Origin of the sequence: Marinobacter sp. Hex_13, assembly GCF_001566815.1 — a bacterium.
Lineage (GTDB): Bacteria > Pseudomonadota > Gammaproteobacteria > Pseudomonadales > Oleiphilaceae > Marinobacter > Marinobacter salarius.
The window spans coordinates 36,654-50,294 of sequence record NZ_LSMM01000003.1; the positions used below are offsets into that span (position 1 = coordinate 36,654).

12 protein-coding genes are annotated in these 13,641 nt (G+C 55.5%); 5 read left to right on the forward strand and 7 right to left on the reverse strand.

Features of this window, described 5'->3' with window-relative positions; translation table 11 throughout:
- Window positions 1-5 precede the first annotated feature (5 nt).
- On the forward strand, window positions 6-671 hold the full coding sequence (locus AXW11_RS02530) for a GNAT family N-acetyltransferase (protein WP_041334903.1): 666 nt from the start codon (window positions 6-8) through the stop codon (window positions 669-671).
- Complete coding sequence (gene gorA / locus AXW11_RS02535; protein WP_258955221.1) at window positions 672-2,066, forward strand: glutathione-disulfide reductase; 1,395 nt, start codon at window positions 672-674, stop codon at window positions 2,064-2,066.
- Between the two features lie 19 nt (window positions 2,067-2,085).
- Here gorA and AXW11_RS02540 read toward each other — a convergent pair whose 3' ends face one another.
- From AXW11_RS02540 to AXW11_RS02550, 3 genes are read right to left on the reverse strand one after another with little or no spacing between them, the layout of a single operon-like run.
- Window positions 2,086-4,029, reverse strand: coding sequence for an ATP-binding protein (locus AXW11_RS02540; protein ID WP_075194815.1), 1,944 nt, complete (start codon window positions 4,027-4,029; stop codon window positions 2,086-2,088).
- Window positions 4,022-5,008 carry an ABC transporter substrate-binding protein gene (locus AXW11_RS02545; protein WP_041334900.1) on the reverse strand — a complete coding sequence of 329 codons (987 nt, stop codon included), beginning with the start codon at window positions 5,006-5,008 and terminating at the stop codon, window positions 4,022-4,024. The genes AXW11_RS02540 and AXW11_RS02545 overlap by 8 nt, the downstream gene beginning before the upstream one ends.
- A gap of 35 nt (window positions 5,009-5,043) precedes the next feature.
- Window positions 5,044-7,239, reverse strand: a complete 2,196-nt coding sequence (locus AXW11_RS02550) for a TonB-dependent receptor plug domain-containing protein (protein WP_091643779.1) — start codon at window positions 7,237-7,239, stop codon at window positions 5,044-5,046.
- Between the two features lie 129 nt (window positions 7,240-7,368).
- On the opposite strand from AXW11_RS02550, the gene AXW11_RS02555 reads away from it, so the two are divergent.
- The gene (locus AXW11_RS02555) at window positions 7,369-8,040 is read left to right on the forward strand and encodes a molecular chaperone DnaJ (RefSeq protein WP_091643776.1); all 672 of its coding nucleotides are present in this window, start codon (window positions 7,369-7,371) and stop codon (window positions 8,038-8,040) included.
- Here the strand turns inward: AXW11_RS02555 and AXW11_RS02560 are convergent.
- From AXW11_RS02560 to AXW11_RS02575, 4 genes are all read right to left on the reverse strand, one after another.
- Window positions 8,011-9,015 carry a bile acid:sodium symporter family protein gene (locus tag AXW11_RS02560; RefSeq protein ID WP_036207138.1) on the reverse strand — a complete coding sequence of 335 codons (1,005 nt, stop codon included), beginning with the start codon at window positions 9,013-9,015 and terminating at the stop codon, window positions 8,011-8,013. The genes AXW11_RS02555 and AXW11_RS02560 overlap by 30 nt on opposite strands.
- Complete coding sequence (locus AXW11_RS02565) at window positions 9,012-9,692, reverse strand: FadR/GntR family transcriptional regulator (protein ID WP_091643774.1); 681 nt, start codon at window positions 9,690-9,692, stop codon at window positions 9,012-9,014. The genes AXW11_RS02560 and AXW11_RS02565 overlap by 4 nt, the downstream gene beginning before the upstream one ends.
- Before the next feature lie 88 nt (window positions 9,693-9,780).
- A complete protein-coding gene (locus AXW11_RS02570) occupies window positions 9,781-11,262 on the reverse strand; it encodes a flavin-containing monooxygenase (RefSeq protein WP_091643771.1) in 1,482 nt (493 codons plus the stop codon).
- A 78-nt stretch (window positions 11,263-11,340) separates the two neighbouring features.
- Window positions 11,341-12,309 carry a beta-ketoacyl-ACP synthase III gene (locus tag AXW11_RS02575; RefSeq protein ID WP_075194819.1) on the reverse strand — a complete coding sequence of 323 codons (969 nt, stop codon included), beginning with the start codon at window positions 12,307-12,309 and terminating at the stop codon, window positions 11,341-11,343.
- 186 nt (window positions 12,310-12,495) lie between these two features.
- Between AXW11_RS02575 and AXW11_RS02580 the strand changes: the two genes are divergently transcribed.
- A complete protein-coding gene (locus AXW11_RS02580; protein WP_091643768.1) occupies window positions 12,496-13,278 on the forward strand; it encodes a hypothetical protein in 783 nt (260 codons plus the stop codon).
- Between the two features lie 91 nt (window positions 13,279-13,369).
- Entirely contained in the window at window positions 13,370-13,624 is a 255-nt protein-coding gene (locus AXW11_RS02585) for an HP1242/YdcH family protein (protein ID WP_036207155.1), read from the forward strand.
- The last annotated feature ends 17 nt before the right edge of the window (window positions 13,625-13,641 follow it).

Consider the following 13,641-nt stretch of genomic DNA (forward strand, 5'->3'; position numbering starts at 1 on the left):
ATGTGATGAGTGACGGCACACAGAACAAGAATAGCCAGGAGCCAGTCATTGTTCGACTCGATGGAAGTGCCCGAAATGAGGCGATTTCCATATTAGTCCATGCGTACCGGGATGAACCGACGTTCCAGTACCTGTTTGATCATCGTCGGCCTGGCTATCAGCAGCGCGTGCGGGCCACGGTGCGGGAACTGATTGATCTCTATTTTGGTCTGAATCAGGATGCGGTGGGTGTGCTGGTGAACGATACACTTGTTGCCGTTGCCTTCATTGGCGAGCCGGAGCTCCGGCTGAACCTTGCGGAGCAGCTTAGCTGGCGCATTCGCATGGTTCTGACAGCCGGGTTTGCCTCTACCCGTCGTTACCTGGATTACCATGAGAAAATTCGGGAAATGCTACCCCAGCCTCTGGCTCACCAGTTGCCATTGATGGGAGTGAATCCGAACTATCAGAACAAGGGGTATGGGCGACTGCTGTTATCCACGGTTGAGAAGCTCTGTGCGGAAAATCCCCGGGGAAGCGGACTTGTCCTGGATACAGGCAACAGCCGCTACCTTCCGTTCTACGAGTCCGAAGGGTTCCGGAGCCTTGGCACCATTCGCCTGGGAAGCTTTGAGGATCACATACTATTCCGTGAGGTCCGCCCCGACGAACAGGCGGCGGTCTCCGGTTGAATGAACAGATTGTCGAAAAAGACAGGAGACGCTGTGTCTGACAGACAGGATTTTGATCTTATTATTGTGGGTGCCGGTTCCGGTGGTGTCAGGCTGGCACGCATGTCCGCTGCCAAGGGCGCTCGTGTGGCTGTGGTGGAATCGCGCTATCTCGGTGGAACCTGCGTGAATGTGGGCTGCGTGCCGAAGAAACTGTTTGTCTATGGTTCTCACGCGGGTGAAGACATCGAGGACGCTGCGGGCTATGGCTGGAACGTGCCAGGGGATCAGGTCAGTTTTGACTGGACCAGGCTGGTTGCCAACAAAAACGCCGAAATCGAACGTCTTAATGGTATCTATGGGCGCATGCTGGCCAATGCCGGCGTCACGGTTATCGAAGGCACCGCGACATTGAGCGATGCTCATACGGTGGTAGTGGGAGAGCGGTCTTATACCGCGAAGCATATCACTATTGCCACCGGCAGTTGGCCCGTGGTCCCGGATGTGCCAGGCAAGGAATGTGTTCTTACCTCGAACGAGATGTTCTATCTGCCGCAACTGCCGAGGCAGGCAGTGGTCTGGGGCGGTGGCTACATCGCGGTGGAGTTTGCCGGTATTCTTGCCGGGCTTGGCGTTGAGACAACACTTCTCTATCGCGGTGATCTGTTCCTCCGGGGCTTCGATGACGATGTTCGTGAGTTTACCGCTCAGGAAATGCGGAAAAAGGGCGTGGACCTGCGCTTTGGCGTCAATATCGAATCCATCGAGAGCGAGGACACTCACTACAACGTCAACCTGACCGATGGCTCCCGGCTGAATACCGGTCTTGTGATGGCGGCGACCGGGCGCCGTGCGTTGGTGGATGGCCTCGGACTTGAGGCGCTTGGGGTTCAGCTCAGTGCCTCCGGTCATGTGGTTGTGGACGATCACTTTCAGTCCGCCGTGCCCTCGATTACAGCTCTTGGCGATGTTATCGGCACCCCACAACTGACGCCGGTGGCGCTTGCCCAGGGCATGGTACTGTCCCGCCGACTGTTCGGAGACGGCCAGGGCGAGATGGACTATACCTGCATTCCTACGGCGGTCTTCTGCCAGCCCAATATCGGAACGGTCGGCCTGACGGAAGCAGAGGCGAGGGAAGCAGGGCATAAGCTCCGTATCTACCGGTCGGAGTTCAAACCGATGAAACATACCTTGAGTGGGCGGGATGAGCGGTCACTGATGAAACTGGTGGTGGACGCTGACACTGACCGGGTGCTGGGTGCTCATATGGTTGGGCCCGATGCCGGAGAAATAACCCAGGGGATAGCGGTTGCCCTGAAAGCTGGCGCGACCAAAGCGCAGTTCGACAGCACGATTGGTATTCATCCGACCTCCGCCGAAGAGTTCGTCACCATGCGCGAGCCCGTCGCGTAATCTTGCTAAAAGTCGCTGGTTACACCCGTATCCAGCGGCTGAGTACCGTTCTGAGGTGTTCTTTTCTCACAGGCTTGGCGAGGTAATCGTTCATGCCCGACTCTCGACAGCTGGTCTCGGTTCCCGGAAGGGCGTCCGCTGTCAGTGCGATAATCGGGGTTCCGCCCTGGCCGTTGCTCTTTTCCCATTCCCGGATGCAGCGGGTGGTTTCATAGCCGTCCATCACCGGCATCTGGCAATCCATCAGGATAACGTCGTAGCCGGAGTGATTGGTTCGAACCAGATCCAGTGCCTCCTCACCATTGGCCGCTGCGTCTGTCTCAAAGCCCAGCCGCCGGAGCAGGGCAGTGGCGACCCTCTGGTTCACCATGTTGTCCTCCACCACAAGAGCACGGGCTTGCTCGCCGCCGGTTTTGACAGGGCCCTGTTCCGCAGCCTCAACATGATCGACCCGGTTTGCCAATTCAAAGGGCAGCTCGAAGCGGAACTGCGACCCTTTCCCAATGTCGGTCTCGACTTTGACGTGACCGCCCATCAGCTCAACCAGCCTCTGGACCAGCGAAAGCCCCATGCCGGTTCCGCCATAACTGCGTGAATCACCCGTATCAAGCTGCTCAAATGAGTTAAAGATATCGTGAATTCGTTCAACAGGAATGCCGCAGCCGGAATCACTGACAGTGCAGTTGAGCACCAGGCAGTTATCCTCAAGAGAGAAAAAGCTGGCCTGTACTTTGATGAAGCCGTCGCCCGTGAACTTGATGGCATTATCGATAAGGCCCGCCAGGATCTGGCGCAGGCGCGGGGAGTCTCCCAGCACAAGCAGACGATCCGGCCAGTCTCCGATAAACTTGGTGGACAGCGCCAAACCCTGCTGCTCGGCGACATGACGGTAGCTGGCGGTGCAGTTGGTGATGAGCTCTTTCAGGTCAAACTCGCGGTTATCCAGTTCCAGCGTACCCCGGTCAATATGGGAATAGTCCAGGATGTCATTGATGACCGTCAGCAAGTCCTCAGTGGACTGCCGCGCCGTCTGGAGATAGTCCTTTTGCCGAGCGCTCAGGGCCTCATCGGTCACGAGTTCAATCATCCCCAGAACACCATTGAGCGGTGTCCGTAACTCATGGCTCATGGTGGCAAGAAACTCGGATTTGGCTCGATTCGCCATTTCCGCCCGTTCCCGGGCTTTTTCAGAAGAGGCCAGGGTCTCGTCCCGGGATGCCTTAAGGTTCCTCAGGTGCCTGGAGAGAGCATTGAGGCTTTCCTCCAGCTCCCGGGTTTCGCGGGTAGCGCCGGCAAGGCCTACCTCAACTTCCTCGTATTCCCGATTAATCAGTTTTGCAACCCGACGGGACAGGCCATGGATCGGTGAGACGATACTGTTCAGCGAGTGTTTGACGATTAGTAGCGTAAACAGCAGCAACGAAAACCCAACCGCCAGTGATGTCCAGAGGATGTCCTGCCGGCGTGCTGCGAGTTGGGCTTTGTTGACGCCCACCTGAACAGTACCGACGCGAAGCGCTCCTGACCCGAACCCGTAGTTGGGTTCGAACCATTCGGTCTGGCGATCTTCGCCCAGATCAAGCGGTTGCTGCAGTATCTCAGATTCGAAGACGTCGAAGGTCTCCTCAGCACTGATATTGCCCGGGTCGTCCGTGGAGACAAATCCAACCTCGTCGCCGACCACGTTGGAGACGCGTATCCATTGGGCGCGGCTGCGCCGCAGCGATTGCGACAGTATCTGTTCAAGGGACGCCGTGTTCCCCGAAACGACGGCGTATTCAACCGCCGGCGCAAGGCTGTCAGCCAGCATCTGACTGCTGTCAGCCAGGTCCTTGCGGGCGTCATCAAGCCGAGCAGACGTAAAGAACACCATCAATACGATGAACATGACGATCGCTGGAGCGGCACCCAATAGCAGCAGCTTCCGCGTGAGGGGGACTGGCCTGCCCATACGCTTACTCATCAGACGCCTCCTCGGACCCAGCCAACCGCTCGCTAATAGAGTTGATGATCTCCTGACGGTCGGGCAGCGGAATGTTCAGGGAACGCGCAACCTGGTCGTTTAGCTCAATTCTGAAGACATCGGGATAGGCGGGCGGGGGAAACTGACCATCACTGCGGTATTGTTCTATGTATTTTGCTGCGAGTTTGGAGATCTCGGTTAAAGGTGTATAGGTGGATGCCAGCGATCCCGCTTTGACATAAGCCTGACTCGGGCCGATGACAATCCGGTTGCGACGGTAGGCCGTCAACAGGATGTGCTTGATGGTTCGGGGGTTGTATATACCGCTGTCCGGCGCGGCCAGAATAAAGTCACCGTAGTTCAGCGCGTGAATGAGTGTTGGTATCAGGTCGTTGTCGGAACTGACGACAAATACTCGCGCCCGGAGCCCATAAGCTGGAAGTTCATCAACCAGGGACTCGTAGAGTTCGACGGTCTCGGGACGGGCAAGCATCGCCACCCGGGTGGCATGAGGCAGGATCTCCTTTCCAGCGACGGCCTGCCTGATTAATGGGGGGTTGTACAATATGCCTGAAACCGAACCTTCAGAGCGTCCCGCATATCCACTGATAAACGATTGATCCACAAGCAAAGCCAGGATAGGCACATCACGATTCTCTTGCCGAACTCGAGTAAAGGCTTCTGGCCCGAGCGTAATAACGGGCGTGGTTTTGTCCTGAGACGTCTGGCCGCTGCTGAAGGAGCGAATGTTGACGGTGCTGCCCAGCGCCTCCCTAAGAAGGGTGATCATGCGGCGGTTCAGAGCGGAGTTCTCGGAACCGGCCAGATACACCTGGGAACCCGACGAGGATTGCGCGTAAACAGGCTGAAAAGGCACAGACAACACGAAAAGCAGGAACAGTACGGCACCGCCCAGGGCGCGCCGACTGGCATGGCCGCCTGATTCTTTCCCCATTTTGGTGTTGTACGTTGGTTTCATACCGTCCAGGGTCGGGTATCGTCCGTGTGATGCCTTTAGAATCTTACGCCGACTTCAGCGAAGAACTGGTTATGATCCCTGATGATGTTATCAGGACTCAGATCCGTCGTGTCCTTATCCAGATAGTGTTGCATGGTAACGGCAAACTCATAGCTGTAGCCGGTTTTGAAAATGTGCCTTGCCAGCCTCAGGTCCAGACGTTCGAACTGTGAACGCCGGAATTCATCCGCAAAATAGAATGCCGCCGATGAGGTCAGGTTGAAAGGCAGATCCTGTATCCACGCAAAACTTCCTGAATGCCTGACTGACAAACGCCCCAACAGGTCAATGGCATATTGTTTGTCACCGGCATCACGATCATTGGCGCCGGTATAGCGGCCGTCCTGATCCAGATAAGCATAGCTCATCCTCAGTTTTGTATCGGGAAAGTCCAGTGACGCCTCTACTTCAAAGCCTTTCTGATCGAGTGCGACATTGTTGTCGATGGTCCAGTCTTCTTCATTGATGATACCGCTGATCATGTCCCGAAGCTTGTCGTTGAAATAGCGAACTTCCAGTGACAAGGTGGAACTGTCCAGATAGTACTGGCCAAAATAGCTTATTTCCCGGGAGATTATGTGCTCTTCTTCAAGTGTTTTACCATACGTCGACGTGGCGGGGTCGACCAGATTCGCGACCAGGAATCGTTGCCCTTCAAGAAACGTGTACGGTGGCTGAACATTCCTGGGACGATAGGACCAGTCCGGATTCTGTTCGAACGCATCCGGTGTGCGTACTGCCTCGGAGTAGACAAATCGGAGCGTGTGGTTGTTGGCCAGGATGAAGTTGGCCGCCACCCTGGGTGAAAAGTAGCCTTCGTCCGTGGTGGTGGTTTTTTCCCAGTTGCCGCCGGCGTTCAGGGTGAGCCAACGTAAAGGCGAGTACTCAAGGTTCGCAAAAACCTGTGACTGGTAGTTGTTACCGCGGCCATTGAAATAGGTCTCTGATCGATAGGTATCCTTACGATAACCAAGACCCGATACCAACTTCAGATCCCGGTTGAACAACAGGGTATCCTGGATTTCGAACTCCAGGCGGGATTCCTCAATGTCTTCATTCAAATTTGCCCTGAAAGGGTCTACTTCGTTGGCAGTACAGGACTCGAGATCAAAGCTGTTTCCCTGAAGAATATTGTCAAAAGTATCCCCGGGAATGCATATGCTCCAGCGCTGCCGTCGATCATAGTTCTGGAAGCTGGCCTGTACATGATAGAAATGGTTTTCGGAGGTCGTCACGTTCAGGCGGGTTTGCAGATAGTAGTCGTCGACGATGATATCAGGATGGTCATCGGCGCCGAGCTTGCCGTTCTTGATCTGGTCCTCCTCGTTAACGCCATCCACCACACCACCGCGCAGGTCCAAACTGTATTGGCTGTTCAGGAACAAACTGCTGTCGTAGTTAAAGGTGTTGATGTCATAGCCATCATGAAAAGGGTAGTAGATGTCATCGTCTTCCTGCTCATCAAAGCCGTCCGATTTACGCTTCTCGTAGGCCAGGCGCCAGTTGTAGTCGCCAGAGGCGTTGCCGGCAGAACCAAACACCCGCTTATAGCCTCTGGAACCAGTAATAGCGCGAGCTTCAACTCCGGCCGTATCCTCAGGCGCGCGGGTTATGATGTTGATGGTTCCGAGGAAGGCATTGATACCATACGCGGCGCTGTTCGGGCCGCGGCTGACCTCAATTCGTTCTATCAGTTCCAGCGGTACTGGCATGGTATTCCAGTCCATGTCGGACAGGTTAGGGCGGTATGACGTACGGCCATCAACCTGAACCTGCAATCGACGCTGCTCATAATGTACAGTGCCGTGGTAACTGGTTACCGGGTTGTTGCTCCCGACTTCGGCGACGGTCATGCCAGGAACCAGGCGAAACACCTCTACCAGGTTCATGATACCGAGATCCCGGATCATTTCGCCGGTGATGATGGTGGTCGTGCCGGGCACACGTGACTTCGGTTGCCTGAGGCGGGTTGTGGTCAGTACCTCTGGAATTCTGGAATCCATTTCAAAGGCTTCCGGTGAATCGCCAAGCGCTGCCAGCTCGAAGGTTTGTTCGTTGCTTTCCTCCGCCACCGCCGCTACCACCGGAACAACGGCGATGAACGTGCCCGCAAACACCGACATCAGGCGATTGCGATAGGTGTCAGGACGAACAAGCCCCGGAATTTTAATGAGATAGGTCGTAACGGACATGAGTGTCGTTTTATACTTTGCCGAGTGTGGGATTTTTTTATGATGAACGCTTTTTTCATATCCTAGGTGACCAGATTACATTTGTCTCTCTAAAATTTAATGAAAGTCTGATGAATGAGTTACAACTCTATGAATTGTTGGGAAGTATTGGGTATCGAGCCCACCGGTGATCATGCCCGTATCCGGGCGGCTTATGAGCGGCAGGAAAAGTTCGCCTCCGGTGAGGAGCTTGAACGACTGCGGCGGGCTTTCAAGGAAGCAACGGGCGGGGAACCGCAAACGGACAACAGTCCATCCGATGCCGGTAATGAAAGACAGCATCAGGTTGCTGAGACCCCTGCGGTAGTGAGGCAGGAGAGCCAGGAGTTGGATGCCTCGGAACGACAGGTGGTACGAGAGGTGGTTATCCAGGTCCGAGCCTTGCTGAATGATTCAAGTCGCAGCAAGGACGCGCAGATCTGGAAAGCCATTCTTGGAGAGCCTCCTGCAGATCAGCCTCATGTTCGCAAGGAAATTGCCGACGCGCTGGAACCTCAGGTTCGGCCGATGGCGGAAAACGGCAGCTTCCCGGCGCCGGTTGTGCAGTTTCTGGCGGGGTGGTTCGACTGGTATAGCTTGCGGGATGCACATGCCCACGACGCTGACGAGGACGACATGGAGGCGGAAAAGTCAGAGGGGGATCAAGAGCCGCAGGAAGAACTGCCACCCCAGATGGTTAACTTCTGGCCAGCGGTCATCGGCTGGATCGTCGGCCTGGCTGTATTGGCTACCTTATTCAGTGGTATGGGGGGCGGCGGCTGACGCGGCCTCAATCCTGCGGCGATACGCCTGAGCCAGCATGGCTCCCACAATGACCTGAATCTGGTTGTAGCACATGATCGGCAGCACGATCATGCCAAACCCGGGGTGCCCGGAGAACAGCACCTTGGCCATGGGCAGGCCGGACGCCAGACTCTTCTTTGAGCCGCAGAATACCACGGCGGCCTCGTCCTCCAGGCTGAATCCAAGCCGGCGAACCACAAACATCGCCAGTACCATAAAAAATCCCAGCAGCGCGAAGCACAGCACGATGGCCAGCAGAATCGCCTTCAACGGCAGGTTCTGCCACAGGCCACTCGCGACCGAATGGGAAAAGGCGGAATACACGATCAGCCAGATCACACACTGGTCATAGCGGGAGGTGAGCGTTTCATTCCGAGCCAGGAAACCACCCAACAAGGGGCGCAGGCCGTGGCCAACCGCAAACGGAAGAAGCAGTTGTAGCACAATGTCTTTAAGCGCCTCCGCCACCGAAAAGCCACCGTCGCCCGACGTGCTCACCAACAGTAACAGCAGAAATGGTGTCAGCATCATGCCAAAGACATTGGATGCAGCAGCGCTGCAGATGGCGGCAGGCACATTGCCCTTGGCCATGGCGGTATAGGCAATCGAGGAAGAAACGGCCGACGGCAGCACACCCAGATAGAGGAATCCCAGCCCCAGATCAGGCGGCATCCACTGAGGCGCAAAACGACTGATTTCATTGATGGGTAATGCCACGAGGGGAAAGAAAACAAAGGTGAAAGCGGTAATGATGATGTGCAGGCGCCAATGGGTGGCCCCGGCTACGATCTGTTCACGTGAAAGCGCCGCGCCATGAAGGAAAAACAGGAGTGCCACGGCCACAGTGCCTGCAGTTGCCAGGGCGTTGGCGGCATCACCACGCACCGGCAGGAACGTGGCAAGGACAATCGCACCTAACAGCAATAGCGTGAAGGTATCGAGCCTGAATTTCATGGATGCTTCTTCCCCAAGGCTTTAAGGCTCGGCTGGAGCAGCGCCCTCGACAGAGTTTCCGCCTTAACGGAGTCCTGTCGTCGGATCGCGGCGAGTAGCAGTTCATGATCCTCCTGGGAAGGTTCAGGAAGTCCTGAATCGAGCTCGGTCAGTTCAATGGTCTGTGCCACCGAATTGGCAAAATAGTCGTACAGCTCCGACAGGGCAGGGTTGTGTGACGCTGCGACCAGGGCTGTATGAAACGCATGATCGTGACGGATTCGGCTTTCAACATCGTCACCGGCCTTCGCCCGTTCATCGAGGGCGAGCGTCATTTTCTCCAGGTCCTTGGCGTCCCGACGCTCTGCAGCGAGCTTTGCAGCCTCGGTTTCAAGCATGATCCGTACTTCGAGCTTGTCTCTTAACTGGGCCCGGTTGATTCTCCGCAGGGTTTCTCCCGCATCCTTTGTGGCTCGAACGTAGGTGCCATCCCCCTGACGTGTCTCCAGCATGCCGACATGCACCAGGACCCTGACCGCTTCACGAACGGTGTTACGGCTCACGCCGAGGGACTCCGACAGTTGCGCTTCAACGGGCAGCCGTTCGCCAATCGCCCAGTGGCCTTTTTCAATGGCCTGGCGCAGGCTTTCTATGGCGGTTTCGACGAGAGAGCCCTTGGAGATTCTGGCGAGCTGCATGTTTAAGATCCTGATAAATGATGACCCAATCATCCTATGAATATGTCCGGGCTGTCAAATGGACAAGCCTGGAGGGAGCAAAGAGAGGCTAAACGGAAGGTTGCAGGAACTCGTAGTCGTCCGGGTTCACCTCCCGCGTGGCCTTGCGGTAAGTGAAGGTGAAACCGGGCCAGTTCACCGTGTTCTTGCCATCGCTGTCCAGGTACCAGGAATGGCAACCGGACTCCCAAACGCTGTCTTTAAGTTTTGTCTGAACGCCCTCAGAGAACGTTCGAAGCCGATCTGGCTTTACATCCATAGCGGTGCCGGGTGTTGCGCTCAATGTATTGATGCAACCGAGCACATACCGGACCTGGGACTCCAGCATGTACACAATGCTGTTGTGGGCGAGGTTTGTGTTGGGCCCGTAGAGCATGAAAAGGTTAGGGAATCCGGACACCGTAATGCCTTTGTAGGCCTCCGATCCAGTGGCCCAAGCCTGGTTGAGCGACGCGCCGTTGCGGCCGGTGATCTCCATCGGTGACAGGAAATCCGAAGCCGCAAATCCGGTCCCCAGGATTATCGTGTCCAACCGGTGCAGAGCGCCGTCGGTGGTAATCAGGCCTTCCTCCACGACACGCTCGATACCAGTAGTGACGAGCTCGACGTGAGACTGATCAACGGCTGAATACCAGTCGTTGGAAATCAGTATCCGCTTGCAGCCGATCTTGTAGTCCGGAATCAGGTGCCTGAACTTCTCGGGATCGCGCACCTGATGTTTGGCAAAGCGCTTTGCCTGCCAGGCAAAAAGCTCGAGCAAGCTGTTAAAGCGGGTGAACGCCAGGGCGCGGCTTTCATTCTTCCAATAGATCAGGGAACGGTAGATGCGGTCCCAGGCCGGAATCTTCCGGAACAGTGCCTGCTCCCATTTATAGAACGGTCGGTCGGGTTTCGGCAGCACCCAGGCAGCGGAGCGCTGGAAAAGGCTGAGAGCTCCTACCTTTGGCACTATTTCCGGCACGAATTGAATGGCGCTGGCACCGGTGCCAATCACGCCAACATTCTTGCCGCTCAGGTCGTAGTTATGGTCCCAACGGGCGGAATGGAACGTCGTGCCTGCAAAGGTATCCAGACCGGGAATGTTTGGCCATGCTGGCTGATTCAACTGGCCGGTAGCGGTGACAATGATATCGGCTGTCTGAGACTCTCCGTCGGTAGTGGTGACGGTCCAGGTGTTGGTGGCTTCGTTGAAAACCGCGCTGGCGACTTCCTTATTAAACTGAATATGCCCCGCTAAATCATATTTCTCAACACAGTGCTGCATATAATCAAGAATTTCCGGCTGCAATCCGAACTTTCTTGACCAGTCGTGTTTGGGCTCAAAGGAGAAGGAGTACAAGTGAGACTGAACATCACAGGCCGCACCGGGGTAGGTATTATCTCGCCAGGTGCCTCCAACCCCGGACGCCTTTTCCAGGAGGGTAAAGGTTTCTATTCCGGCATTCCGGAGCTGGATGGCCATGCACAGGCCGCCAAAACCGGTGCCAATGATGATCACAGACGGTGTGGTACTGCGGACACTCTCGTTCACGGAATCTTCCCTTTGACGTTATTATGGGAATTCGGATACCGGGTAGAGTATACGTCTGACGCGAATTGCGGTAGATGGTCAGAACCGGATTAACGCAGAACCCCATGTAAACCCGCCGCCAAAGGCTTCCAGCAGAAGCACCTCATTTTTCTGGATGCGACCATCGCGAACCGCAACGTCCAGTGCCAGCGGAATTGACGCAGCAGAGGTGTTACCGTGCTTGTTGACGGTCACCACCACCTGGTCCATGGACATGTTCAGCTTGCGAGCCGTGGCCGCGATAATCCTCAAATTCGCCTGGTGCGGCACCAGCCAGTCCACATCGGATTTCTTCATCTGGTTGGCTTCCAGGGTTTCGTCCACAATTCTGCCCAGGGTGTTCACGGCAATCTTGAACACTTCATTGCCCTTCATGTGAACATGGCCTTTGCCGGCCCGAACCTGGTCGAAACCATCGCCAATACCAAAGGGTACGTGGAGCAGGTCTTCGTATTTGCCGTCAGCATGGATGTGGGTCGAGAGAATGCCGGTTTCCTCGCTGGCCTCCAACACTACGGCGCCGGCACCGTCACCGAACAGCACACAGGTGCCTCGGTCTTCCCAGTCCAGAATGCGGGAGAACAGCTCTGCGCCAACCACCAGAACCTTCTTGCTGCTGCCGGTTTTGATGAACTTGTCAGCAACCGATAACGCATAGACAAACCCGCTGCAAACAGCCTGGATATCGAAAGCCGGGCAGCCATGGATATCGAGTCTCGCCTGTAGAATGCACGCCGAGCTGGGAAAGATCTTGTCAGGGGTGGATGTGGCGAACACAATCAGGTCGATGTCGGCAGGCTGAAGTCCGGCGGCTTCAATGGCCCTGCGGGATGCTTTTTCAGCAAGATCGACGGTGGTTTCACCTTCTACAGCGATGTGTCGCTGCTCAATGCCGGTACGCTCACGAATCCACTGGTCGCTGGTGTCGACGATTTTCTCCATGTCTTCGTTTGTCATGACATTCTCGGGCAGATAGGAGCCCGTGCCGACAATTCGCGCGTACGTCATGTGCTAGTTTCCTCAGGTGAACGGATCAATACTCAGATTCTTTCAATCATCCTATACCCTATTGATCGCCCCCAGCTATTAGCGTTTTGTCAAAGATGAGCGGGAGATACCCCGGAAAAGCTGGTACTCAGCCTGTAATCAGCTATACCTGTAGACAGGAACTCTTGTTGTGAAGGAGTGCTGCTGATGACAGACCTTCCCCTCGGTATGAAGTATTACCTGCTTATTCTCACCTCAAGCCTGATTGAAGACCTCAATGACTATGGCGTCAAATGGATTGCGAACGAACCGGGCATTGCGATTCGTGACGTTGAAAAGGCGTTTTTCTGCGCCCGGGCCCTCGAAAGCAGGATGCCGGACGAACCTGGTCAGGCGGACCCGCGCCTGTGGCCGGAGCTTATGAAATCTATCCATACCATTCGGCGCGTCCTGGATGTGGTCGAGAAAACCACGTTCGATGCCGTGATCGCCGAGGCCCTGGAAACCACGTCCGATATCGCGCGAGCAGATATCAAGCACGTCTTCGAACAAAAACGGGAAGCGGGGGAGGTGGATTTCCGTCTTCACGGACTTCTCAACACCAAACCAGATTCCGGCAAACCGGACCCTGCAGTGCGCGAGGCCTTCATGCTGAAGCGGGCACGTCGCTATCAAAGCTTTATGGCGTTCGACGGCGCCACACTGAACGACGACGAGAAGGTGATATTGAATGATGCGCAATCGGTCGCCCGCCACATAATGGATGGCGACCGTGATAACCGTCGAATTGATGCACTGCTCGTTATGGGCGCCGTGCTGATTGAAACGGCCAGCGTGAGACCAAAAGCCAGGATCCCACGACTGATCCGGGAGAGCTTTGATCGCATGGCCACCAAGGCTGCGATGGCTCTCGGTGCCATTGTCTATCGTGACGAGTATCTTGAGTTTAAAGCTACTCTCGGATTGGAGCGGCTTGATTCGGATTTATAGGGAGCTGCTTTATACCGTTTTAACGGTTCACAACTCCCGATGATGAATGGCATCCTGACTAACCACTCTGCGAAAAGAAGGAGACGAGGTAATGGGCATTTCCAACCACGAACTTCATAACGAATTCCCTCAGTTTGGCGAATTGATCGACGAACTGAGAAAGAACGACCCGACGTTCCAGCACCATTTTCGGCAGTACGCAGAGCTGGATCAGGAAATCGAAGGCCTGGAACGCAGGGATGCCCCGATCGGAGACGATCAGTTGCACCAGATGAAACAACAGCGACTGCAACTGAAAGATGATCTGTATAAGACGCTTGTAAAGAAGTCGAACGGGGCGGCATAGGTACAAGTTGCTAGGCT